Below are 24,634 nucleotides of genomic sequence, written 5' to 3' on the forward strand. Positions count from 1 at the left end.
GAACCCATCGTGGGCGGCTGGTTCGCGATCAGGTCTCGGGCGCCTCGTCGAGGTCTTCGAGTTCTTCTTCGGACAGCGGCCGCGTCTTCGTGCCGTTGCCGAATTCGTCGAGGTAGATGACGTGTTTGACCATCTCGCCGGTCTCTTCGTCCTCGACTTCGATGATGTCACCAGGTTGGGTCGCTGGCTGGTAGAAATCTTCATTGACTCCGGTCATCGTGACCACCTCCTATAGGTATCTTCACCATACGATGCTGTGATCTGAGTCTCAAGGGATCCCCTTACTACCTGACGGGGGCCCAGCAACCTGGCGCCAGGTTGCTGGGCCCCCGTCAGGTAGCTATAAAGGGTCTTCAGGGTGCGGAATCGGTAGTCTGAGTTCATGGAACGACAGAGATATCACACCACCGGAGGTCGCGATCGCAATGTCGCCGAGGAGGCCCGCCCCGGAGAGGACGAGTTCCGCGTCGATATCGAACGGATCCGGTTCTCCCCGTTCTTCTCCCGCCTGGCTTCGGTCACCCAGGTCATTCCGCAAGCCGGATCCGGCACCGTCATCCACAACCGGCTGACGCATTCGCTCAAGGTCTCCGCGGTGGCCCGGTCGATCGCGATCACGTTGAACAATGCTGACGAGGCGACCCGGGAAACGGTCAGCCGCCTCGGCGGATGTGATCCGGTTGTCGTCCAGGCGGCCGCGGCCGCCCACGATCTGGGGCACCCTCCGTTCGGCCACCTCGGCGAGAAGGAACTCGACCGGGTGTCGCGGCAGGTGCTGCGCCTCGAGGACGGGTTCGAGGGGAATGCGCAGACGTTTCGGATCCTCACCGCCCTCGACAGCTGCGAGGCCACGGCGCGCGGTCTCAATCTCACGCGCGCGATTCGGGCTGCGGTGCTCAAATATCCGTGGGAGCGCGGGGAATGGACAGGCGACCGGGCTTCGTCGGCGGCGCGGATGCCGCGCGGGGTCGGTGATGATGTCAGTGAGGGAGCGATGAAGTTCTCCGCCTACGCCACCGAGGTCGAGGAGATGGCGGACGTGCTCTCGGCGTTTCCGGCGATCGGGCAGTATCAGCAGACGCTCGAATGCGCGGTCATGGACGTGGCCGACGATATTGCGTATGCGGTGCACGATCTGGACGATTTCTACCGGTCGAACGTGCTGCAGTACACAGCTGTGTCCGCTGAGCTCGGACGGTGGCTGCGCGATCATCGGGAGTTGGCGGCCGTGGATTCTGCGGAGTTGGATCGGCGCCGTCCTGGCCATGCGCTCGAAGCGATCCGGCGACACATCGGGGAGAAGGACCCGTGGATTGCGTCGGAGGAGGCGTTCCGGGATTCGGTGGAGCGCGTCAATCGGGACCTTGTCGAAGGTTTGCTCGGGGTTCCCTATGACGGGGGACTGGAGGCGGATCGGGCGGTCACCGGATTCACCCGGCGGTGGATCGACCGGTTGCAGGCGTCCATCGTCGTTGATCCGGATCCGCATATCCGCAGTGGTCATGTGCGGCTGAGCCAGGAGGCTTGGCACGATGTCGTGGTGCTGAAATTCGTGCATTCGCGCTTCGTGCTCGAACGGTCTGACCTGGCTGTGTATCAACGTGGGCAGACGCGGATCATCGCGTCCCTGGTCGAGGGATTCCATGAGTGGCTGCTCGACCCGGATGAGTCGACGCGGATTCCCAGGCGTCTGGTCGATTCCGTCGAGGCGGCCACGCAGGAGTATTCGGATCTGTATGCGCGCAACCCTGCTGCTTTGGGGGAAGAAGGCGCGGCCGGGATCGTAAGGCGTGGTCGAGCACGGGCGGTCGTGGACTACATCGCCTCGTTCACCGATGCGCAGGCGATGTCGGTCAACGCCCTGATCACCGGTGCCTCGGAAGAGCCGTGGGAGGCCGGGCGCGGGTTGTAGGTCTAGTGCGTCGGGGTCGGGGCTCACCGCGGTCCCTTGTCCGCGGTCGAGGCCGTGGCCTGTTGTCGGCGGTTAGGAAGCGACAGGCACGCAAACGACGGGCATGCGAACGGCGGGGCCGGAGTTCTCACTCCGACCCCGCCGTTGGCGGTTTCAGCTCAATGACTGAGCTGGGTCACCCTCAGTGCTTGCCTGCACGGTAACGGCGAGTTGCCCACACCGCTGTTGCGCCGCCGGCGAGGAGCAGTGCGGCGAATCCGACCATGGCCGGGAGGCCGTCGGCACCCGTCCGCGGCAGGTCGCCACCAGCATTGCCCGAGGCGTTCGTGCTCGAACCGGCCGAGGTGTTCGAACCGGATCCGGCGTTGGCTGCCGAACCTGCGTTGGCCGATGCGGCCTGGTCCGAATCAGCCGAAGCCTCATTTGCATCGTCTGCCGACGAAGCGTTGGCCTCGTCGCCGTCGGCCGAGGCGTTCGCCTCTGCGCCTTCAGCAGCTGCGTCAGCCTCAGCGCCGTCTGCCGCTGCAGAAGCAGAAGCCTCCGAGGAGGAGTCCGCCGTCGACGCTGCCGAAGCGGCGGCACCGGCGTTGGCGTTGGCTGCAGCCGATGCCTGTGCGTTGCTGTCATCCGAGTTGTCGGCGTTCGCGGCGGCGTTGGCTGCCTGCTGCGCCGAGGCGTTCGGATCTGATGTCGCATCCGCCGAGGTCTCCGAGGAGGCCTCTTCGTTAGCGGCGGATTCTGCTGCTGCTTCGGCGTTCTCGTCAGCTGCTGCCGATGCCGTGTTGTTGGCATCGTTGTCAGCTGCTGCCTGAGCGGCTGCCTGTGCCGCCGGATCTGCGTCCGCATCGGCGGTGGCCGTGGCGGACGCCGAAGCCGAGGCCGCTGCGTTCACATTGGCGTTCGCGTCCGAATCATCCGAAGCGGTGGCCGCGGCTCCGTCATCAGCTCCGTCGGCATCCGCAGCGGCTTCAGCCGAAGCTGCAGCCGAGGAATCGGCGTTCGCTGCCACCGAAGCGGCTACCGCTGCATTGGCATCGGCTTCCGCGGTGGTATCTGCGCTCGCAGAGTCCTCATCGTTGCTGTCGGCCGTTGCTGTTGCTGCGGCCTGGGCTGCAGCGTTGGTCTCGGTCGTCGCGTCGGCTGAGGTCTCCGAGGTCGCCTCTTCGTTGGCGGCCGATTCGGCAGCTGCCTCGGCGTTCTCGTCCGCCGCTGCAGATGCTGTGTTGTTGGCATCTTCATCGGCCGCGGCTTCGGCTGCTGCCTGAGCAGCAGGGTCCGTGTCAGCGTCAGCCTGAGCGGATGCAGCGGCCGAAGCCGAAGCATTCGCGTTCGCGGTGGTCTCATTGCTGGCATCCGCGACCGTGGAGTCATCCGCATCTGCTGCAGCCGAGGCCGAAGCTTCCGAAGAGGAGTCCGCCGTCGCTGCGGTGCTGGCTGCTGCCGCCGCGTTGGCATCGGCCGCTGCTGAGGTATCAGCGTTGGTCGAATCCGAGTTGTCGGCGTTCGCGGCGGCGTTGGCTGCCTGCTGCGCCGAGGCGTTCGGATCTGATGTCGCATCCGCCGAGGTCTCCGAGGAAGCCTCTTCGTTAGCGGCGGATTCCGCTGCTGCCTCGGCGTTCTCGTTCGCTGCTGCCGATGCTGCGCTGTTCGCATCGTTGTCGGCTGCAGCCTGAGCTGCAGCCTGAGCGGCGGGATCGCCGTCGACGTCAGCGTCGGCAGATGCCGAAGCCGAAGCCGCTGCATTCACGTTCGCATCTGCTTCATCAGCGGCATCCGCGTTGGGATCGGCATCTGCCGATGGATCGGCGTCGGCGTCTGCCGCTGCGTTCTCCGATGCGGTGGCTGACGAATCTGCCGTCGAGGCCGCCGACGCAGCTGCCGCCGGGTCGGCGTTCGCTGCGGCGGAGGATTCCGCATTCGTGTTATCGGTGTTGTCGGCGTTCGCTGCGGCCTCGGACGCGGCTGTCGACGACGCGTTCTCGTCTGTCGTCGCGTCGGTCGAAGCGGTGGTTGATGCGTCTTCCGTCGCCGCAGCCTCAGCCGCAGCTTGTGCATCCTCGTCGGCGGCGGCCGAAGCGGTTGACGTGGCGTCGTCGTTGGCCGCGGCCTGCGAAGCTGCCTGGGCAGCTTCGTTGCCGTCGTCATCGGCGGTTGCCGATGCGGCAGCCGAAGCCGCTGCATTTGCGTTCACATCATCGTCACCGGGCTCCTCCGGAGCGTCCGCGGTCGCACGGACCGAGGACGACGCAAGGTTGATGTCGATGGCGTCCGCGGCTGGGAGCAGTTCCAAACTCACTGCACTGACCGTGAAGCCAGGCCCATTGTTGCCCTTGACCTGGCTCTCCTCTGCCGGATCCTTCGCAGTCGGCTGCTCGTTGATCGTGAGATCGACGACCTGATTGAGTGCGTTGAAGACCGGGTCGAGGGAGGTCAGGAGTGGGTTGACGATGCCGGTGACACTGTCAGCGACCTGCTCGGCTGTTGAGTCAAGGATTCCGCCGATGAGTGGCTTGGTGATGCCGAGCAGCTCGCTGATCAGCGGCTCTGTGATGGCATTGAGCAGTGTGCCCACTGGAATCCCAAGCAAGTCAATGTCGGCCTTGATGGTCGGATCAGTGTCATCAGTGCCTGCCAGCTGTCCAAGAGTGGCGTCCACGTTGATCGCGCCGCTTGCCGCGCTTCCGCCAAGCAGCCTGATACTGGCCGGCAGATCGATGACAAGGTGCACGTCGTTGAGCGCATCGGTCAACGTCTCATTGACCTTGCCGGACAGGGCGCCGAGAGCGTCGGCCACAGCATCGGTGATCTTCGAGATCGTGTCCGAGGTGAGCACCTGGGTATTCGGGTCGAGACCGTTGAGGTCTGAGGCGTCTCCGCCCTTGACGATCTTTGCGAGGTCGATCTGGATATCGCCGTTGCCGAGATCGATCGAGACGATGCCTGCATCGTCCGCGAGCTTCTCCTTGACGACATTCTCGACGACGCTGTTGAGTGCGTCTCGCACCTGTACAGAGACCTCCGCATCGTCGCCACCGATGTTGACCGATGCGAGTAGCGGAATGTTGACATTGACGCCGACACCGGTGAGGGCACTGACTAGCCCCTCGTCACCGATGACCTCTTCGAGAGTGCCACCCGCACCATCGACGACCTCATCGAGAGCGCCCGAGAGGTCGCTCACTGCGGGGCTCGAGACCGTGAGGATGCCATCGGCGACGGCGTACTCTGAGTCATCGGCTTCGCCGTTGCTGTTGGCCGTCGACGCGATCGCGCCGAGCTCGAGGCTCAGTTCATCGACGATCTGATCGGTGACCCCGTCGAGGTTGAGCTGGCCGAGCACTGAAGTCAGATCGACTTTGGCGTTGCCGTACTCGCCATTGTTGATGTCATCGAGATTGAGACCGCCGTCCGTCCCGACGGCACCGGCACTGGCCGTGGCGTCGTTGTAGGCAGGAGCGTTCCCATAGGCATTTAGCGCTCCGCCCTCACCGAGCTCGAGGAGGCCGTCGCCGCCCTCGTTGCTGATGAGCGGGATGCCGATTCCGGGGAGTTCGACTCCGATGGCTTGGAGCACCTCAGCGTTGATCGGAGTGCTGTCCGCGTCCGTGCTGGACGGAGAACTGCTGTACGCCGAGAGAGCGTCGACAGCGTCTGCGGTCAAAATGTCGGCATCGATCAGTTGCCCGTAGGCTTCTGAGTCTTCGTTCGGATTCTGTTCATCGGCGGCACCGGGCGAGGTCGTCAGCAGGGTCAGTCCCACCGCTGTCGCTGCGGCGACAGACCCCACCGCGATCTTCCGACCGGCTCCGGGCCGGCCTCTCAGTATTCTCATGGTTCTCCACATCGTTCAGACCCTGATCAGGTCCAGGCGCCGCCTGGACGGAAACAGGCAGTTTCCTGACAGGACGCTCACAACGTTACGGAGTAATCAAAAAGTAATCAGCAGATCACAGGAAAAGTTACCTCGTCGTTATAGTTACGCCAAGGTAGGTTCGGATGGCTGCTGCGGATGTCTGCGGCGGCAAGCCTCGTTTCTGCGCGATTCTATGAATCTGCAGGTGAAAAGCTTGCTAAGAGGAGTGCAATCTGACGAATTGAAATTTGCCACAGTCATAGTTGGGTCACTGCGTACTCCCTTTTATGTCACTTAATGAGACACGAACTGGCGACTGCGAAATCTTTCTGTGACCGTATGGCGACCGGCAAGGTCACGACTCCCGCGGTGTGGACGGGACGCGCAAGACACCTCGCCGTCGCCTAAAGTCGACTCAACCGCAGCAGAGACGGCAATCAACGAAGGAGTTGACACATGGCGAAGAAGACACGATGGGCAGTCATCGGCGCAGGAATCATCGGAGCCGCCGTTGCCCGCGAGATCCTCAACCGCCACGACTCCGCCGACGTCACCCTCTTCGAAAAAGAAGACCACCCTGCCGCCCACCAGACCGGTCACAACTCCGGAGTCGTCCATGCCGGCCTCTACTACGAACCCGGCAGCCTCAAAGCCACCCTCTGCCGTCGAGGCGTCTCCCTCCTGACCGACTTCGCCGCCGAACACAACGTCGCCTTCGACGAGTGCGGCAAGGTCGTCGTCGCCACCGACGACACAGAAGTCGAACGTCTTCACGCCATCCATGACCGTGCCCTGGCCAACGGCGTCCCAGACATCGCCCTGGTCGACCGTGACAGCCTACGTGACGTCGAACCGAACGCAGAGGGAGTTGCCGCCCTCCACTCACCCTACACCGCGATCATCGACTACCCCGGCCTCACCGACGCCCTCGTCGCCGACTTCCGCGCCCACGGCGGCCGCGTCCGCTTCTCCACCCCGGCCAAGAACATCGATCACCGAGGCGGCCCCACCCGTGACACCGCAATCGTCCACACATCGGTCGACGCCCAGGAATTCGACCATGTCATCGTCTGCGCCGGGCTCCAGTCCGACCGCCTCGCCGCTCGCTCCGGACAGAAGCGCACTCCCACCGTAGTGCCCTTCTTCGGGCAGTACTTCATCCTCGACGAGGAGCACAGCAATACGGTCAACGGACTCATCTACCCCGTCCCGGACCCGAAGTATCCCTTCCTCGGGGTACACGTCACCCGACGCATCGATGGCGGTCTGATGATCGGCCCCAATGCCTTCCTCTCGTTCTCCCGCGAAGGATACCGAGGGCTCGGACTCAACATCCCCGACTCTCTCGCCGTGGCCGCCGACCCCGGATTCTGGCGCTTCGCCGCAGGCAATATGGCCACCGCTGCCCGTGAGCTGCCCGGGGTGCTCTCGATCGAGAGATTCGTCGCCGAGGCGGCCCGCTACGTCCCCTCCCTCACCGGAGCTGACGGCCACCGCGCCACCCGCGGAATCCGCGCGCAGGCCATGAATCGGGACGGAACACTCGTCGATGACTTCGTCATCGATCGGGCGGGAGCCACGATGTTCGTCAGGAACGCGCCCTCCCCGGGAGCCACCTCGGCGCTGGCCATTGCCGAACACCTCGTCGGCATCATCGACGGGCGATGATGCCGGTGCCGGGCGTCGACAACGAAGGGCCGCCTACCCGACCGTGAGGACGGGAGGCGGCCCGAAGATCAAGGTGGCTGCTCAGTCGCACCGACTCACTTGGGTGTGCGGGTCTCTGCGCTGATGAACCAGGCCTGCTGCTCGAGTTGAGCGATGTAGCTGTGGAAGATGTCGGCGGTCGTCGGGTCCGCGGAGTCGACCTCGTCGTGGCAGTCGCGCATCGAGGCCACGGTCGCTTCGATCGATGCGACCATGTGGTCGATGGCGTCGTGGGTGCTGATCTCGCCGTTCGGGAACTCCGGCAACCCTGTCTGTTCGGCGATCACCGCGGGGCGACCGTCCGGCGAGGCGTGGAGGGCACGCATGCGTTCAGCGATCTCATCGCTGCCTGCACGGGCGATGTCCGTGACTTCGTCGAGGTTGAGGTGGAGGTCGCGGAAGTTCGTGCCCACGATATTCCAATGCGCCTGCTTGGCAGTCAGGCTCAGAGCGATGAAGTCGACCAGAACCGTTTGGAGGTTCTTGGTCAGGGCGTCGGAGGCGATGAAGCCGCGTTCGGCGTTCTCGCGAGTGGTCTTCTCTGAGCCATGGGGGTCGGGAACTGTCACTGACTGTGTCATGATTCTTGCTCCTATTCTCTCCGGTTTCGCGTTGACCCGGAGTCTGTGGCCACCATAACGCTGCCGCAGATGGCACGTAACCCCCCCGTCAGGATGTGCCGGTCTCGTCGTCCTGAGCGATATAGACGCGGGAACGCAGCCGCTGGGCGTGCGTGAGATTCTTGAGGTCGATGTCGCTGTCGAAGCTTGAGCCGAGTGCGCCGGCGACGACGCCCATCGCTGCGCTCAACCACGCGATGTCGAGGTAGTTCGTCAGTCGAGCCTCGGGCCGGTGGATCGTCTGGGCCATGCACTCCGGATCGATGACGATGAGACTGCCGGCGAGGATGCCCACGACGAGCAGCGCATAGAGACCGGTCACGCAGACGATGAGCGTGAGCACTGTGGACAGGTTGTAGTAGAAGACGACCTGAGCCAGGCGTTCATTGACCGGGCGATCCCACAGGCGATTGATCGTCAGCAACCATCCGACCATGACAGCGATGGCGATGATGCCGATCGAGATGAGTCGGAGAGTCGAGAGGTGATGCGACATCTGCCAGATGGAGCTGTAGAAGATGCCGAACGCCCCGGTCGCGGCGGCCGCAGCCATGGCACGGGAGAGTTTCCGCGCCATCCGCAGCGGCTCATTGGCCATGGTCATGCCCAGCACGAGGCGGGTCCCACCGGTGAAGGTGTGAGCGTGGAGGGTGCGGCGGCCGGATTCGGTTCGATTCGACCACTGTCCCCAGCGCGGAAGCCGATTCCTCTTCGCCGGCACATGCCCGTCGGGCAGAAGCTGATTGACACAGCTCATATAGATCTTGAGCAGACGGCGCTTGGTCGTCATCGCACCGAGGGTGGGGCAGGAGATCACGGCGACTTTTCGGGCGGGCAGCACCTCGGCGATCAGTGGTTTGCCCTGGGTGTGGCGGGGAATGTCGGTGAGCATGATGACGAGATCGGCATCGGGATATTGGGCGACGATCGCGTCCAAGGTGGACAGCTCCAGCTGGTGGTCGGCATGGACGCGCAACGTCTTCGTGCACACATCGACAGTGACCTCGGTCTCGAAGTCCTGTTGGAGGTGGTCGAGGAACTCGTCCTGGATCGAGGCCACACGGCGGCTCGGGGGGCCGGGATCGGAGATGAGGAGGACGTGCATTTTCTCACTGTGGCAGGGGCTTCTCCCGCATGGCCAGGGCGACGGCGAATTCCGACGCTTTCCCCACCGCGCATTCAGGCCGAATCTGATCTCGGACCCCTGAACGCGTATTCTGATACCGACGTGTCGACGAGACGAAGGAGGACGCGGTCAATGGCAGTTCTGGTGACCGGAGGGGCAGGTTACATCGGTTCGCACGTGGTGCGGCTGCTCACCGAACGCGGAGACGATGTGCTCGTCGTCGACGACTTCTCCACCGGCATCGACGCTCGCGTCGAGGGCCTGCCCGTGGTCGATCTCGATCTGGCTGCGGCCGATGCCGAGGAGCGCCTGGTGTCCGCGATCAAGGAACACGGCGTCGACTCGATCATCCACTTCGCGGCGAAGAAGCAGGTCGGCGAATCCGTCGAGGAGCCGGTCATGTACTACCGGCAGAACATCGGGGCACTGACGAACATCCTCGCCGCCGTCGAGGCGACCGGCATCGAATCGCTCGTCTTCTCCTCCTCGGCCGCGACCTACGGCATGCCCGATGTCGACATGGTGCCTGAGGATCTCGACTGCCGCCCCATCAACCCGTACGGCCAGACGAAGCTCATCGGCGAGTGGATGATCGACAACCAGATCACCGCCTCGCAGATGCGGGGCACTACATTCAACGCCGTGAAGCTGCGCTACTTCAACGTCGCCGGTGCCGGCTGGAGCGAACTCGCCGACACCGCCGTCATGAACCTCATCCCGATCGTGCTCGAGCGGCTGAAGGACGGTAAGGCGCCGATCATCTTCGGCGACGACTACGACACCCCTGACGGCACGTGCATCCGCGATTACGTTCACGTCAAGGACCTCGCCGAGGCGCATATCGCCGCCCTCGACTACATGAAGGCCGGCGGCACCACGGAGACCGTGTTCAACGTCGGCACCGGGACCGGCGCCTCGGTGAAGGAAGTCATCGACACCATCGCCGAGGTGACCGGCCGTGACATCGTCCCCGAAATCGGCGAGCGTCGCGCCGGTGACCCGTCGGCGCTGGTCGCCGACGTCACCCGGATCTCCGCCCTGCTCAGCTGGAAGGCCGAGTTCGGTCTTGAGGAGATCGTCCGCAGCGCTGTCGAGGCCGCGGGGATGTTGCCGAACCAAGAACGATGACGCAATCGGACCCAGCCGCAACAGCACTTCACTGGGTCCGAGCACGTTCCGCGCCAGGGCACGAGCTGCCGGTCGGGGCGCGGGTGGCACTGCATTTCCATCCCGGTGATGACGCCTCTGAGGCTGGGGTGCTCGAGTCGATTCTCGAGCTGGGACAGTATCTTTCCCAGTTCGCCACAGGCACGAGCAATGGCGGTCTGACGGCCTTCCCCGGCGGCGACCGGTGGCTCTGGGAGCAGAGAATCTTCGGTGGAGCCTATGACAATGTGGAGGTGCACCACCGACCGGTCTATGGGGCACTTGACCTCGACGGCGACCCCTTTGGGCCGGCACCGCGGTTCGGGTCGGCCTACCTGCGTCTCCGTCCGGAGGTCCTTGCGCGAGCGACGTTCGCTTACCCGGACAGCACCTTTGAGCCGGAGCTCTTCGGGGTTGCTGACCGGATGAGGCTCATTGCCGACTATCGTCGTGACGAGCGGGCTGCCGACCAGGCTGCTGCCCAGGGATGCGGCATCGTCGACCGTCTCGATCACTACATCGAGGCCCATATCCACGGAGGGGTGAAGATGCCCGATGATGTTGAAGCATTGGTGGTCGATCCAAGCTTCGCCGATCATGCGGTCGTGGAGAGAGCCGGCCGCTGCGGCCTCGTTGTCGAGACTCACCCCGGCTATGTCGCCGAGGTTGCCGAAATTGCGGCGCACCCGGAATATCGGGGCCAGGATGTGGTCGAGCTCGCGCAGCGGATCGTCGAGAGGCTGGCGAACTCAACCCAGTTGCTCCCCATTCATGTCGCACGTGCCAGACGGGTGTGGGACCTCGACGGGCAGCAGAGCAAGAAGCTTTGGCACTGCCTCGCACGATTTGGTCGGACCTGGTGAACCACTCCGTTACTTCGCGGGTTTCATCTCGCTTTCGACGACCCATTTGTGGTTCGTCATCTCCATCTCATCGGTCTTGACATCGACCATGTAGACGGTCTCGTCCGTCGCTGAGTCGATCGTCGCCTCGGCACCCTTCATTCCGGGCATATGATCGGCGTTGACGGTGGCCTTGTCGCCCTTCTTCAGCGGTGCCTTGCCCGGGTCCTTGAGCTCTTCGTGGACGACCCATTTGTGATCCTTGACCGGGTCGCCGCCGTCGGTCGGCGTGTAGCTGATTGAGTAGGTCGTGGTGTCGAAGGCGCCGGAGACTGTTGCCTCGGCGCCCTTCATTCCCGGCATGTGGTCGGCGGAGAGGACAACTGTGTCGCCGACATCGAACTTCGGGTCGGCGGCCTTCGTGATTCCCTTCGGCGGGTCGCCGCCATCGGCGGCGTGCCCTTCGTGCCCACCTGATCCGTGTCCGGATTCGCTGTGGTCCATGTCGTCGTGTTCGGAGCCGCCAGTTTCGCTCGAGGCGGACTCGTGGCTGCCGTGGGGGTCTTCTCTGCCCGATCCGCGGCCCTCGTCATTCGCAGTTGAGCAGCCTGCCAGAGCCAGTCCGAGTGCGGCGGTGACCGCAGTGAGGCGGGCGGCTGGATTGAGCTTCTTCATCAGTGGTCTCCTGGTTCGGTGAGACGGTCGCGTCGGATTCGCTCGGCGGCAGATGGGAACCTTTCAGGGCATCCCATCTCGTGGACCCGCCACGGTCACCCTATACCCCTTATGGGTATGATTGCCAAGACGGCATACGTGCTCTGCATCCGTAGTGACATGGGGATATATATGAAGACGACGCAATTCGTGTTGGGGGCTGCGGCCTTCGTTCTTGCCCTGACCGGGTGTTCTGCTTCTGGAACGGGAAGCGAAGCATCCACAGAATCAGGAGAGTCTGCAACAGTGCAGTCGGGTTCGGCTGAAACGCTGCTAGCTGACCTCGATCTGGCCGACGAGGACGTCACAGGAGTCATCGATCAACTCGATCGCCTGCCTGTCGACGAGAGGCCCACCGACCTCATGGCCTCGGTGCAGCCTGACGAACTTGTTCTCACCGATGGACAGCAAGAGGCGACGATGGCACTGCCGGAGGGGAAGAGCTACGTCTCCATCGCTCCTTTCGTCGATGAGACGCACGACTGCTTCTACCACAGCCTCACGACCTGTCGGGGCGAGTTGAGCGAGAAGGACGTCGATGTGGTGATCACAGACTCAGAGACGGGCGAAGCAGTGGTGGATGAGTCGACGACGACCTTCGATAACGGGTTCGTCGGCTTCTGGGTGCCGTCCGGCATCACCGGTACCATCGAGGTCAACGCCGAGGGCAAGACCGGTACGACCGATTTCTCCACGAGAAGCGATGGGCCCACCTGCGTGACCGACCTCAAGTTGAAGTAGGAACTGGAAGGGGAAACTGGCGTAGTTCATCTTCGCAGAGGGCCTAGTTGCTAGATGATTGTCGTCTAGCTATCTCGTAAATTGATCTGATTTACATCTTGTTTTGATCGGATCGAATTCATAGACTCGGCTGTCATGAACACAACCACAGTTGCTTGTGTCACGCGTCGTCCGGGAGCACGGCGATGAGCGAAGTCAGCCTCAAGCAGTTGCGCTGTTTCCTCGCTGTGTACTCCGAAGGCAGCTTCACGAAAGCCGCGAAGTCCTTACACATGGCACAGTCGCCGGTCAGCCAGTCTGTTGCCTCATTGGAGCGGCACTTGGGCGAGAAACTCTTCGAGAGGAGGCCGCGTGAAGTCATCCCCACTGCCGCGGCTCGCGGGCTCTATCCCGAAGTGCTCGAGCTGCGACGCCGTGCCGATTCGCTTCCACAGCTTGCAGCAGATATGCGGGACGGGACGAAAACCCAGCGGATCCGCCTCGGTGGAGTCAGCTCGGCCTTCCCAGCCATCATCGCCGGAGTGCTCGCAGCCCTCGCCGACCACTCAATCGTCGTCTCCGACGGCAGCAGCTCCGACCTCACGCTGGCCGTCGACAACGGGGACATCGATGCCTGCCTGGTGAGGGAGTTCAGCAGTCACCGGACCGATGAGAAGATCGCGTTCCGGGAGAAGCTGTGCGTGGCATTTCCAAATGGCCATCGATTGGCCGACCGCGGCGAAGTCCATGTCGGCGAGATCAGCGAAGAGCCGGTCGTGTTGTTCCACCGTTCCTCTGCTCCCGTCGCATTCGACCTCGTCGCCAGCATCTTCATTGAGCACGGACGAACGATGCGCACGGTCGCACATGTGTCGAACGAGCAGGCTATCCTCGGGCTGGTCGCCGCCGGGGCGGGCATCAGCCTCGTGCCGGAATCGGTTGCCGTCCAATCGTGGAGCGGTGTCGCGTTCGCCTCCCTCGCCGAGGCACGGCACACCTATCCGCTGACGATTCGCACCGCACCTGGAGACCCGTTGAAACTGCTGGACCCGCTGACCGAAGTGCTCGGCAGATGGGCGGCAGAAAACGACCTTACGCCCTGACTTCTTAATCAGCCCTCTCATCCACGAACCGCTTTCACAGGAGACTGCTCTCATGGAACCCACGGAATTCAGCCCCTCAGCGCTGCTCGTCGATGCCGGACTCATCGGCGGCCTGCTCGTCATCGGCACGATTCTGCGAGCTAAGATTTCGGCGATCCAAACGATGATGATTCCTGCCGGAGTCATTGCCGGTGTGCTCGGTCTGGTGCTCGGTCCCAATGTTCTCGGCTGGCTGCCGTTTTCGGACCAGCTCGGCGAATACACCTCCCTGCTCATCGTCCTGGTCTTCGCCTGCCTGGCCATGACCAGCGACTTCAACATCCTCAAGATCGGGCGATCGGTCGCGGGTTTCGCGAGCTATGGTGTCCTCATCTACGCCGCGCAAACGGCCATCGGCATGGGGCTGGTTCTGCTTGTCCTCGGTCCACTGTTCGGGGCGCCTGATCATGTCGGGCTGCTGCTGTTCGCCGGCTGGGCCGGTGGCTTCGGTTCAGCGGCGGCGATCGGTACGGTATTCGCCGATTCCGGCGACCCTGCCGTGCAGTCCCTCGCATTCACCGCAGCCACAGTCGGTCTGCTCGTCGGAGTCGTCGGCGGTATCATCCAGGCGAAGTATGGTGCGGTGAAGGGATACGCGCGTGAGTTCTCCGGCCTTGACAAGGTGCCCGCCGAGTTGCGGACCGGAATCCTCGACGACAACGTCGAGCAGCCTGCGATCGGTACGCACAAATTCTCCGGCAGTGCCATCGAATCGTTGACGTTCCAAGCCGGAATCGTCGCCGGGGTGTCCGCGGGCGCCTACGGAATCAACGTCATCCTCGGCGAACTCATCCCTTCTGTGGCATTCCCGCTGTTCTCAATCGCGTTCCTCGTCGGCCTCGTGCTCCGGGCGCTGCTGTCCGCGACGTCGACGACGAAGTTCATCGACAAGGACACCCAGAGTTCCATCTCCGGATCTGCGACTGACGTCCTCATGGTGTGCGGTATCGCCTCAGTAGTGCCGAGCTTCGTCGTCGACCAATGGCTCTCACTTCTCATTCTCTTCGTCGTCGGTCTGGCCCTGTGCCTGTTCCTGGGCCTGTGGGTCGCCCCGCGAGTGATGGAAGAAGGGTGGTTCGAACGGCAGCTCTTCACCTGGGGCTGGGCGACAGGGGCGGTCGCCACAGGCATCGCACTGTTGCGCATCGTTGATCCGAAACTCAACTCTCGCACCCTTGAGGACTTCTCTCTGGCATACCTCCCGGTCATCCCGGTAGAAGTCACCGCAGTGACCTTCGCTCCATTGCTGGTCATCGCCGGCGCCTCCTGGGCAGTTGTGGGAATCTGGGGTGCGATCACCGTCGTCGCTGTCGCCGCAGCATTCGTCGTTGTCGCAGGCAACAGACGCAGCCGGATCCAGGTGTGACGCACCCGCGCGAGAGACCAAATACCCAACCACCTCTTGAGGAGAACAGCTTTGACCCACCACATCGTCATCGGAGCCGGGTTGGCCGGTGCCGCGGCCGCATGCTCACTGACCGCGCGCGGCGAGGACGTCACTGTGCTCGAACGGCATACCCCGGCCAACGATCGTGGCAGCTCCCACGGTTCGGCCCGCATCTTCCGCTACGCCTATCCGGATCGTCTCTACACCGAACTCGTTGTGCGTGCGCGTGAGCTGTGGGACGACCTCGAAACGAAATCGGGAACTGAGCTGATCACCCGCACGGGAGCGCTCGACTTCGGCGACGCCCGGCACACTGATCTGCTCGCCGAAATCTTCGATGATGTCGGCGTTGAGTACGAGGTCCTCGATCCCGAGAGCGCCGCGGAACGGTGGCCGCAGTTCGCCTTCGACACCGACGTGCTGTGGCACCCCGACGCCGGCGTCATCGACGCCGAGACCACGGTGACCACCATGCTTGAGCGTGCGGTGGACACCGGGCGAGCTCGGATCCTCAATGATTGGACAGTCACCGAGGTGGCCCGACGATCCGCAGGCGGCTTCAGTGTCACCTCGGTGAAGGGGGACATTGTCGAAGGTGACCGCGTCATCGTCGCGGCGGGCGGGTGGCTGCCCGACCTCCTCGGCGATCTTGGTTTTCCGCCAGCGTTCCTTGAGGCGCTGCCGACTTTCGAAGTGCGGCAGGAACAGGCGTTTCACATGCCCTACCGCGATGCCGGTGCTGACGGGCGGCCGAGCACACTGTGGCCGACGTTCATCCACAAATCCGGGGAGATGTTTACCTACGGACTGCCCGGCGGGCGGGACGCCGGTTTCGCGGGACAGAAGTTCGCGCAGTTCAACGGTGGGAAGGTGATCGGTTCGGCCCTTGACCAGGACGGACAGATTACCGAGGAGATGCGGGCTCGGATGATCGATTATGCGAAGCGGAACCTGCCGGGACTTATTCCGGAACCGTATGCGGAGACGACGTGTCTGTTCACTAACACTCCGAACGAGGATTTCGTCATCGACGAGGTCGACGGTCTCGTCATCGTCTCGGCCTGTTCGGGGCACGGGGCGAAATTCGCGCCGCTGCTCGGCGAATTTGCCGCCGACCTCGCTACGGGTGCCGGCGATGTTCCGGATCGGTTCCGGGTAGGTAGCGCTTCGACGATGTGATCGGGTGGCGTGGTGTCTCAGCGTTCTGTCGCGATGAATTGCCTCAACGCTTTGACGCGATGATGAGGTGCCGCGTCGAATGGGCAACGAAGGGTTCACCCCTACGCATCCGGGCATCGAGTTCACGCAGTTGCGGAAGGTAATCGGAGACTGCGAAGTCGGGCACCCACCATGGACATTTGCGCAGGATCCACACGATCGCACCGACGTCGAAGAACTCCATGCGGCAGCGCGCGGTGCGCAGCGTTTCGACCGTGAGTCCGGCCGCCTCGGCGGCGTCGGATTCGGTCTGCGGGTGCCGTGCGCGGCGATTTTCCGGCAACGGTCCGAGGAAGAACTCGATGAGCTCGAACGCCGAGGCCGGACCGACGTGCTGGGCGAGATAGGTGCCGCCGGGGACGAGCACCCGGGAGATCTCCGACCAGGCGGGGCTCACAGGATGTCGGGAGGTGACAAGGTCGAAGCTGCCGTTGGCGAAAGGCAGCCTGTGCGGGTCGGCTTCGACGACATCGACGCCACGCGGACCGAGCCGGTGCCGGGCCACAGCGATATTGGGGCGGTACGACTCGGTCACCGCCATGCGCGGCGGCAGCACCGGTGCCTCGTCGATGACCTCGCCGCCGCCGGTATCGATATCGAGGGCCGCCGTTGCCGTCGACAGTCTCCTGGTAAGAAGACTTGCGTAACCCCAGGGCGGTCGCTCCTCGGTGGCGCGCCCATCGAGCCAGCCGAACCCCCACCCGATGACATCGGCGGATTGTGCCTCGGTGACGAGCTCGTCGAATGCGCGCATACCGCCATCTTCGCGCACACGACTCTCACACGTCGAGCCAAGCGGTCACATCGACGAGCAGATCGTGCGGTGCCTCGAGCGGCACAAGGTGGCCCGAGCGCGGAAAACGGGTCATGTGCGGGTTTCCGGGCAGCGCTTCGGCGAGGCGATCGGCTTGGTCGGCCGGAATCCACGGATCGTCCTCACCCCATCCGATGCGAACCGGGCAGCGCACCTCGCCGAGGCGGTCGACGATGGGCGCCGTGTGCTTGGGGCGCAGCGCGGCGATCTGCCGGTAGAAGGCAGCTTGACCGGCTTTGGTGCACCAGGGTTCGCTGAGTGCGGCGATCCATTCCTCGCTGAGACTCGAGCGGTCGTCGCCCGACGGAGATTCGTCGGTCGTCGGGGCTGCCGCCCCGGAAATGTATTCGCGGGCCAGTGCACGATGAAGTCGAGGAGGGAGGGCTGCGAAGACCTTTTCGTTCTCCGCGACGAGGCGGAAGAACGGTGAACCCCACGGGTCGAGAGTGACGACGTCGAGCAGATACAGCGACGCGAAATCGCAGCCCTCGAGCAGGTGCGCGCCGAGCGCGACAGCACCGCCGATGTCATGGGCGATGACATGGGGATTCGAGACGTTCCAACAGTCGATGAGCTCGGCCAGTCGACGACGCTGGGTGATGAGATCAACGGCGGGGGACGCCTCGGCGGGGGAGTGGTCTGTCGGCTGTGCCGACGTTTCGGAGGGATCGGGGATGGAATCGCCGGATGTGGCGGGAATCGAGTCGCCGTAGCCGGGCATGTCCCAGAGGCGGACGCGGTTCGTCTGGGCGAGCTCGCGGGCAAGCGGCAGCCACATCCGTGCTGACCACGGGGTTCCGTGGCAGATGATGACCTCGCCGAGGCGGTCCTGGACGTTGTCGTGGGAGGTCGGTTCGAGGGTCGTGGTGGCCACCTCGGCGCCGTCGCTCAAGGTGATGCGGTCGGTGGATATGCGGAGGGCGGGGCTGCGATCGGTCGGTGTCTTCATGGATCGACGGTAGAACTTCAGGTCAACCTGAAGTCAAGGTGTCATCATGGAGTCATGAAGATCGGGGATGCGGCAGCGCAGCTGGGAACGGCCGCGCATGTGCTCAGGCACTGGGAGGACGAAGGCGTCGTCGTGCCGGACCGCACTGCGGCCGGGCACCGTGAGTATTCGGATGAGCATCTGAGCCGGTGTCGGATTGTGCTGTCGTGTCAGAGCGTGGGCATGAGCCTTGCCGAGATCAGGGCGATCCTGCATCGCGGTGAGGCGGGGCGTGCCTCGGTAATTGCGGCTCGCTTGTCGGCGATTCGAGCGCAGCGGACCGCGCTGGACTCAGCTGAGAGGTTTCTCCTCCATGTTCGCCATTGCCGGCACGACCTCATGACTCGGTGCCCGGAGTGCTCGGAGTATGCGGGGTGAGGTGGGGCCAAGCTGGGACTGTGGGCGGAGTGAAACGGCGGGCCGCCTCGGCGAAGAAGATCGCTGCATCGATGACAATATTGAGGACGGACTATCGGGTTTGCTGCGAAGGTGACTGACTATTCTCGCTAAGCGGTGTGGGATTGGCTAGAAGAAAATTTCGGTACGCTGAGTTCAGCACTGAAAACGAACTTTTCCGGGGGAGGCCGGTTGGGAAACCAGCAAAATGGTCGCAGGATTGACGCCAGACGGAACCGAGCTCGGTTGCTTCGAGCCGCCGGAGAAACTTTTCGTGAATCCAGAGAAGCGACCATGCCGGAAATTGCTGAGAAGGCAGAACTCTCGGTGGCCACCGCCTACCGATTCTTTCCCAGCATGGAAGACCTGCGCAGTGAGTATCTGAGATCTGTGATCGAACAGCTCGCTGACTTTAGTGAAAGTTCGCAAGAGCAGGGACGCTCGCTGTTTGACCAGGTTCTCGCCGAGTGGCTGAGATTGCAGACGAAATTCGGGGATGCGATCATTTCGCTGCGGTCCAGTGAAGGCTACCTTACGAGGCTCCGAAGAGGGGAAGCCGTCATCGCCACGACTCGACGGGCATGGGAAGAACCCATTCGACAGCTGCTTGGTGAGCTTGGAATGCAGCCCATTCCGATTGACGAAGCCCTCTATCTGCACAACCTGCTCTTCGACCCCCGCGATGTCAAAGACCTCCGAACTCAACTTGGTTGGACTGAACCAGAGATTCGACGGCGACTGACCAAAAACTACTGCGCACTTCTGCGGTCGTGGACAACCGAGGCGGATGGCTGAGATCGGGAGATTTTTTGCTGTGACGGGCCCGTCCTGAACCCGTCACAGCAATCCCTTGCACTGTTGTCGCCTTCGACGCAGGCCGAAGCGAATCACTTTGTCAGTCAGATGCCATGGTCAGTGATTTGGACCGCTGCGAGAACACCTTGCGATCCATATTCTTCGTTTGTGCCGCCACGGTGGCTGTTCCTGTGAGGTCGCCAGTGATGTTCAAGCCGGTATGACCGACGTCGATGAGCGGCCAAATGGCGGCGAGTAGAGGAATCAGGTCAAGAGGCATTCCGAGCGCCTGGAAGAGTACAGCAGACATGACGATGCCTGCGCCGCGGACTCCGGCCGCGCCGATCGACAAGGCCAAACCCAGCAGGACGATCTGCACAACCAGCCCCGCCGTGATTTCAATTCCGAACGCGTCCGCTGCAAAAATCGAGATGACTCCCAGCGCCACCGCAAAGCCATCCATATTCGCTGTGGCACCGAATGGAATCGTGAACCCGAATATCTTGCGGGGGACGCCCATATTGTCCTGCGCCACCTTCATCGACACTGGAATGGTTGCCGCACTGCTCGAAGTCGTCATGGCGAACACAGTCGAGGGCCAAGCATTGCGATAGAAGGTCACTGGGTTCAGACGGGCAGTGATGAATAGGATCGTGGGATAGACCACGACGGCGACTAGGATGATGCCGGCGAAATCGGCAATGATGAACTTGGCTGCTGCACCGAGCATCTCTGTTCCCGTAGTGCCAACGAGGACGGCGAGGAGAGCAAAAACACCGTAAGGCGATGTCCAGATGATCATGTTCGTCAGCCGAAGCATGATCTCAGTTCCTTCGCGTACGAGTGCGTAAGCTCGAGGAAGCCTCTCTTCTCCGATGAACAGCATCGCGACTGCGAAGAGGACAGTTCCGATGATGATGGGGATCATGTCCATATCTGCCATCGCAGTGAAGAAGTTGTCGGGAACCCAACCCAGAAGCTGCTCGGTGACGTCGTAGTTCTCGGGCGCAACATCTTCTTTCTGGATCTCATTCAGATTCAGGCCGATTCCAGGCCTGATCAGCAGCGCCATTCCGACACCCGCCGCCGACGCGAGAATCGAAGTTCCTGTGAGGTAGACGAAGAATCGTGCTCCAACACTTCCGAGTTCCTTGACGGATGTCATTTGGAGGACTCCCGAGAGCAGAGTCGCGATGACCAATGGGACAACGAGGAACTTGAGCAGGCGAAGGAAGATCTGACCGATGGGATCGAGGTACGCCGCATGGTCTTGAAGCAGAATTCCGACGACTATGCCGAGAGCGGCACCGATCAGTACCTGAACGTGTAGTTTTTGTCTGAACCACCATTTCATTGGCTTCTCCTATTTCTGTGAAGTCTTCTTTGACTTTGACCGAATCAACGCAGGCCCAGCAGGTCTGCGGTTGTTGCGCCGTCGGCTATCTGCCGGACCCAGCCGTCTTCGGTCGCTTCCTTCTTCTTGGCTGCTTCTAGCACACCGCTCACTGTTGTCTGTGGAACGACAACGACACCATCGCGGTCGCCGATGATCATGTCGCCGGTTGCGATACGGACTCCGTCGATCGTGACTTCCGCCCCGATGACTCCGCTGTCAGCTTTCGCGGTTCCTTTGATCGAGAGTGCTTTGGCGAACACGGGGAATCCGAGCTCGGTGACTGTGTTGGAATCACGGACAGCTCCATTGATGACGACTCCTGCCAGCTCTCGATGCATCGCGGCTGCAGTGAGCACATCTCCCCAGACTCCGGCCTCTTTCCAGCCGAATGCGTCAACCACGAGCACATCACCTGGCTGGGCCTCCAACAGCGCAAGGTGCAGGGCTCGGTTGTCTCCTGGCCTCGTGAGAACAGTGAGAGCACGCCCAGCAAGACGTGACGAAGAGTCGAGAGGTTTCACCTCGTGAGAAAGCGCGCCGACCTTGCCCTGCGCCTCGTGCACAGTTGCGGCACCCAGGCGTTTCAGGGCGTCGGCAACGTCTGCCTGCGAAGAGTTCTGACTGGGTTTCTGCTTTGTTTCGGTCATTGGTCCTCCAGTGAGTACGTCGTGTTGGTGGTGCCTGCAAACCATAAGTGAGAGTTGTGTCGCAAATGAGATGATACTCTACATTACGTAATGCACAACACATTTTCGAGGAGTGACGTGAAGTTCAGTTCTTCTGCGGGCCTAGACCGCATTCGGCAAACGTCGAAGCGGCCGGTCGGGGCCGTACCAAGTGGCGATTCTGTCGATCTGTCCATGGGTGAGCCTGATTTTGCAGCCCCAACGGCCGTGGTTGAGGCGATGTGCTCAGCAGTGAAAGAGGGCTACAGCCACTACGGGGACCTCAGTGGGGACCCAGAGCTGCGTGGAGAAATTGCCCGTCAAGCAACTCTGCGCTCGAGTCGTGAGGTGGAGCCGGCCCAGGTATCGATCGGGCATGGGGCGACCGGAGTGCTCGCATCGTTGGTGCTGGCGCTTGTAGGCCCCGGTGATCGCGTTGTCATTCCAGAACCGACCTATTCGCTGTACAGCGATCTGGTCGAGATGGTGGGCGGTCAAGTAGTTTGGACTCCTCTGCGAAGTGACCTCCAGCTTGATGTGCCTGCAATTCTGTCTGCTGCGCGTGGAGCCAAGCTCCTAATTCTCTGCAACCCGGGAAATCCGACCGGCGCCGTATTTCCCGAGGAGGACCTCAGAGCCATCGGCAACGGTTTGCAAGGGTCAGAGACAGTCGTTGTCAGTGACGAGGCGTACTCGGCCTTCACCTACGGAGCGGACTTCACTTCGGCAGTTTCCATTCCCGAGCTCTCCGAGCGTGTTGTCGTCGTAGACACGCTTTCGAAGACTTTCGCTCTCACCGGATATCGACTGGGATGGTCGATAGCGCCTCCTGAAATAGCCGCAGCGATCTCTCAGACGGGACGGACGATCGCGGGCGCACCCAACGCGGCCGTGCAGCGAGCCGCAATCGCTGTGCTCAGGCAGGGTCGCGACCTCTACTCGAACATGCAGGCTGAGTACTCCCGGCGACGTGAGTTTGTCATCACACTTTTGTCTGAGATCCAAGGTGTGACATTCGAGGCTCCGCAAGGCGCCTTCTATGCGTTCTTCAAACACGGAGTGAGTGCGACTTCCGACGAAGTTCGTCTTCACTTGGTGAATTCAGGGGTTCTTTTGCGTTCGGGCAGTGAATACGGAGCGACCGGAGAAGGTTATCTGCGTATGTCTTTCGCCGCTTCTCTGGACGAGATCGCCAAGGGGATCGACAGGATCGCGGTGGGACTTGACCAGCTGCGCAGCGACAGCAGCACCTATTCGAACTAAGACCCGACCCTTACTGCACGGCCGAGAATTCGGTCGGCCGCCTCGGCGAGTTCGATGTTGCGGTGGGCGGAACTCAGTGCACATTGCGCGAATTCTCGGGCTGGTGTTGGTCACAAAATCTCGCAGAACGGGCATGATGGCCTTATGACTACAGATATGGATATTGCGCTCAGCGCCGAGCTCGATCCCATCGTCGATATCGCCGCTGGGCTGGGTCTCGACGCGAAGGACATCATTCCTCACGGATGGACGAAGGCGAAGGTGCCGATCGACGTCCTCGATCAGGCGGCCGAGACCGCCACGGACGGCAGGCTCATCCTCGTCACTGCCATGAGCCCGACCCCGGCTGGGGAAGGAAAGACCACGACGAGCATCGGCCTGGCCGACGGACTCAACGAACTCGCGCGGTCGAAACCCGAGATCGGCAAGGCCGTGCTGGCGCTGCGGGAGCCGAGCATGGGCCCGGTCTTCGGAATGAAGGGCGGGGCGGCCGGAGGCGGATACGCGCAAGTCGTGCCGATGGAGGACATCAACCTCCACTTCACCGGCGACTTCGCGGCCATCGCTGCGGCGAACAACCTTGCCGCGACGATGCTCGACAACCACATCCATTTCGGAAACGAGCTCGACGTCGACCCGCGGCGTATCCACCTCCGCCGTGTCGTCGACCTCAATGACCGCGCCCTGCGCGGAGTCGTCCTCGGACTCGGCGGGATCAACGGGGGAGTGCCCCGCGAGGATGCCTTCGACATCGTCGTCGCCAGCGAGGTCATGGCGGTGTTCTGCCTGTCCACCTCGCTTGCTGATCTCAAGGAACGGCTGGGACGGATCGTGCTCGCCCACAGTAGGGGGCGGGAGCCGATCACCGTTGCGGACATCGGGGCGGCGGGCGCGATGACCGCGCTGCTGCGCAACGCACTGGCGCCGAACCTCGTGCAGTCCCTGGAACATTCGCCGGCGTTCATCCACGGCGGACCGTTCGCGAACATCGCCCACGGCTGCAACAGTCTCTTGGCTACCAAGGCCGGGCTGGCGCTGGGGGACTGGGTGGTCACGGAGGCCGGTTTCGGTGCCGACCTCGGAGCCGAGAAGTTCCTCGACATCAAGTGCCGCACCGCCGGGATCTGGCCCTCCGCCGTGGTCGTCGTCGCGACTCTGCGGGCCCTGAAGTACCACGGGGGAGTCGACGTTGCCGATGTGAACTCGGCTGATGTTGGTGCGGTGCTGGAGGGCATGAGCAACCTCGAACTGCACTGCCGGAACCTGCGCGAGATCTACGGGCTGACGCCCGTCGTGTGCTTCAACCGATTCCCCACGGACACCGACGAGGAGATGGCTGCGGCGATCAGCCATTTGGATGGTCTTGGGGTTGCGGCCGTGGAGTCCACGCACTGGGCCGACGGCGGCAAGGGTGCTCTTGCATTGGCCGAGGCGGTCGTTGAGGCCGCCGGCGGCATCGGCAATGCCGGGGCCGCTGTCGATGACGGCTCGGTCTTCGTCGCCGGCACCGCCTCCGGGGATGCCGAGGCTCCTGCTGCCGATCCGGCGTCGCGGGCACGGTACAGCTATGACCTCGACCGGCCGCTGGAGGAGAAGATTCGCACGATCGCGCAGCGGATCTACCAGGCCAAAGATGTTGATCTGCCGGCCAAGGTGAAACGGAAACTGCGTCAGTTCACCGATGAGGGCTACGGCGATGCGCCCGTGTGCATCGCGAAGACGCAGTACTCGCTGTCGACGGATGCGAGCCTGCGTGGGGCACCGACCGACCACATCATCGAGGTCAAGGACGTGCGGCTGTCGGCCGGCGCCGGGTTCATCGTCGTCATCGCCGGCGACATCATGACGATGCCCGGCCTGCCGCGAGAACCCTCGGCGCTGAAGATCGACGTCACCGAGGACGGCAACATCACCGGCCTCTTCTGATACG

The 24,634-nt window shown here is 62.7% G+C and carries 21 protein-coding genes; 12 read left to right on the plus strand and 9 right to left on the minus strand.

What is annotated here, in order from left to right; genetic code table 11:
- Positions 1-28: 28 nt before the first annotated feature.
- On the minus strand, positions 29-217 hold the full coding sequence (locus KTJ89_RS09885) for a hypothetical protein (protein WP_139468354.1): 189 nt from the start codon (positions 215-217) through the stop codon (positions 29-31).
- Between the two features lie 165 nt (positions 218-382).
- Between KTJ89_RS09885 and KTJ89_RS09890 the strand changes: the two genes are divergently transcribed.
- A complete protein-coding gene (locus KTJ89_RS09890) occupies positions 383-1,912 on the plus strand; it encodes a deoxyguanosinetriphosphate triphosphohydrolase family protein (protein ID WP_259357583.1) in 1,530 nt (509 codons plus the stop codon).
- A 181-nt stretch (positions 1,913-2,093) separates the two neighbouring features.
- On the opposite strand, the gene KTJ89_RS09895 is transcribed toward KTJ89_RS09890, so the two are convergent.
- Complete coding sequence (locus KTJ89_RS09895) at positions 2,094-5,744, minus strand: choice-of-anchor G family protein (RefSeq protein ID WP_259357584.1); 3,651 nt, start codon at positions 5,742-5,744, stop codon at positions 2,094-2,096.
- A 477-nt stretch (positions 5,745-6,221) separates the two neighbouring features.
- Between KTJ89_RS09895 and lhgD the strand changes: the two genes are divergently transcribed.
- Positions 6,222-7,433 carry an L-2-hydroxyglutarate dehydrogenase gene (lhgD, locus tag KTJ89_RS09900; protein WP_259357585.1) on the plus strand — a complete coding sequence of 404 codons (1,212 nt, stop codon included), beginning with the start codon at positions 6,222-6,224 and terminating at the stop codon, positions 7,431-7,433.
- A 95-nt stretch (positions 7,434-7,528) separates the two neighbouring features.
- Here lhgD and KTJ89_RS09905 read toward each other — a convergent pair whose 3' ends face one another.
- Complete coding sequence (locus tag KTJ89_RS09905) at positions 7,529-8,053, minus strand: Dps family protein (protein ID WP_101543431.1); 525 nt, start codon at positions 8,051-8,053, stop codon at positions 7,529-7,531.
- Positions 8,054-8,141: 88 nt separating this feature from the next.
- Positions 8,142-9,197: a hypothetical protein gene (locus tag KTJ89_RS09910; RefSeq protein WP_259357586.1), complete on the minus strand. Its 1,056-nt coding sequence runs from the start codon at positions 9,195-9,197 to the stop codon at positions 8,142-8,144.
- Between the two features lie 153 nt (positions 9,198-9,350).
- On the opposite strand from KTJ89_RS09910, the gene galE reads away from it, so the two are divergent.
- Together galE and KTJ89_RS09920 are read left to right on the plus strand one after the other, a co-directional pair.
- Complete coding sequence (gene galE, locus KTJ89_RS09915; RefSeq protein ID WP_259357587.1) at positions 9,351-10,346, plus strand: UDP-glucose 4-epimerase GalE; 996 nt, start codon at positions 9,351-9,353, stop codon at positions 10,344-10,346.
- A complete protein-coding gene (locus KTJ89_RS09920; RefSeq protein WP_259357588.1) occupies positions 10,343-11,227 on the plus strand; it encodes a DUF3626 domain-containing protein in 885 nt (294 codons plus the stop codon). Before galE ends, KTJ89_RS09920 begins: the two co-directional genes overlap by 4 nt.
- Before the next feature lie 9 nt (positions 11,228-11,236).
- On the opposite strand, the gene KTJ89_RS09925 is transcribed toward KTJ89_RS09920, so the two are convergent.
- The gene (locus tag KTJ89_RS09925) at positions 11,237-11,881 is read right to left on the minus strand and encodes a YdhK family protein (RefSeq protein ID WP_259357589.1); all 645 of its coding nucleotides are present in this window, start codon (positions 11,879-11,881) and stop codon (positions 11,237-11,239) included.
- An 18-nt stretch (positions 11,882-11,899) separates the two neighbouring features.
- Between KTJ89_RS09925 and KTJ89_RS09930 the strand changes: the two genes are divergently transcribed.
- From KTJ89_RS09930 to KTJ89_RS09945, 4 genes are all read left to right on the plus strand, one after another.
- On the plus strand, positions 11,900-12,661 hold the full coding sequence (locus KTJ89_RS09930) for a CueP family metal-binding protein (protein WP_229664260.1): 762 nt from the start codon (positions 11,900-11,902) through the stop codon (positions 12,659-12,661).
- 185 nt (positions 12,662-12,846) lie between these two features.
- Positions 12,847-13,743, plus strand: coding sequence for a LysR family transcriptional regulator (locus KTJ89_RS09935; RefSeq protein WP_181272543.1), 897 nt, complete (start codon positions 12,847-12,849; stop codon positions 13,741-13,743).
- A gap of 52 nt (positions 13,744-13,795) precedes the next feature.
- Positions 13,796-15,148 carry a sodium/glutamate symporter gene (locus KTJ89_RS09940; RefSeq protein ID WP_181272542.1) on the plus strand — a complete coding sequence of 451 codons (1,353 nt, stop codon included), beginning with the start codon at positions 13,796-13,798 and terminating at the stop codon, positions 15,146-15,148.
- Between the two features lie 51 nt (positions 15,149-15,199).
- A complete protein-coding gene (locus KTJ89_RS09945) occupies positions 15,200-16,348 on the plus strand; it encodes an FAD-dependent oxidoreductase (RefSeq protein WP_259357590.1) in 1,149 nt (382 codons plus the stop codon).
- 43 nt (positions 16,349-16,391) lie between these two features.
- Here the strand turns inward: KTJ89_RS09945 and KTJ89_RS09950 are convergent, their stop codons facing one another.
- Complete coding sequence (locus KTJ89_RS09950) at positions 16,392-17,141, minus strand: class I SAM-dependent methyltransferase (protein WP_181272540.1); 750 nt, start codon at positions 17,139-17,141, stop codon at positions 16,392-16,394.
- Positions 17,142-17,166: 25 nt separating this feature from the next.
- Complete coding sequence (locus KTJ89_RS09955; protein WP_259357591.1) at positions 17,167-18,150, minus strand: alpha/beta fold hydrolase; 984 nt, start codon at positions 18,148-18,150, stop codon at positions 17,167-17,169.
- A 54-nt stretch (positions 18,151-18,204) separates the two neighbouring features.
- On the opposite strand from KTJ89_RS09955, the gene KTJ89_RS19365 reads away from it, so the two are divergent.
- Both KTJ89_RS19365 and KTJ89_RS09965 read left to right on the plus strand, forming a co-directional pair.
- Entirely contained in the window at positions 18,205-18,567 is a 363-nt protein-coding gene (locus KTJ89_RS19365) for a MerR family transcriptional regulator (RefSeq protein ID WP_172170704.1), read from the plus strand.
- 312 nt (positions 18,568-18,879) lie between these two features.
- The gene (locus KTJ89_RS09965; RefSeq protein ID WP_259357593.1) at positions 18,880-19,380 is read left to right on the plus strand and encodes a TetR/AcrR family transcriptional regulator; all 501 of its coding nucleotides are present in this window, start codon (positions 18,880-18,882) and stop codon (positions 19,378-19,380) included.
- Between the two features lie 100 nt (positions 19,381-19,480).
- Here KTJ89_RS09965 and KTJ89_RS09970 read toward each other — a convergent pair whose 3' ends face one another.
- Both KTJ89_RS09970 and KTJ89_RS09975 read right to left on the minus strand, forming a co-directional pair.
- The gene (locus KTJ89_RS09970; RefSeq protein ID WP_259357594.1) at positions 19,481-20,734 is read right to left on the minus strand and encodes a dicarboxylate/amino acid:cation symporter; all 1,254 of its coding nucleotides are present in this window, start codon (positions 20,732-20,734) and stop codon (positions 19,481-19,483) included.
- Between the two features lie 44 nt (positions 20,735-20,778).
- The gene (locus KTJ89_RS09975) at positions 20,779-21,423 is read right to left on the minus strand and encodes an RraA family protein (RefSeq protein ID WP_259357595.1); all 645 of its coding nucleotides are present in this window, start codon (positions 21,421-21,423) and stop codon (positions 20,779-20,781) included.
- A 117-nt stretch (positions 21,424-21,540) separates the two neighbouring features.
- Here KTJ89_RS09975 and KTJ89_RS09980 point away from each other — a divergent pair, with 117 nt between their 5' ends.
- On the plus strand, positions 21,541-22,704 hold the full coding sequence (locus KTJ89_RS09980; RefSeq protein WP_259357596.1) for a pyridoxal phosphate-dependent aminotransferase: 1,164 nt from the start codon (positions 21,541-21,543) through the stop codon (positions 22,702-22,704).
- A 144-nt stretch (positions 22,705-22,848) separates the two neighbouring features.
- The gene (locus KTJ89_RS09985; protein ID WP_259357597.1) at positions 22,849-24,630 is read left to right on the plus strand and encodes a formate--tetrahydrofolate ligase; all 1,782 of its coding nucleotides are present in this window, start codon (positions 22,849-22,851) and stop codon (positions 24,628-24,630) included.
- Positions 24,631-24,634: the final 4 nt, after the last annotated feature.

Origin of the sequence: Brevibacterium sediminis (assembly GCF_024895295.1) — a bacterium.
Classification (GTDB): Bacteria; Actinomycetota; Actinomycetes; order Actinomycetales; family Brevibacteriaceae; genus Brevibacterium; species Brevibacterium sediminis.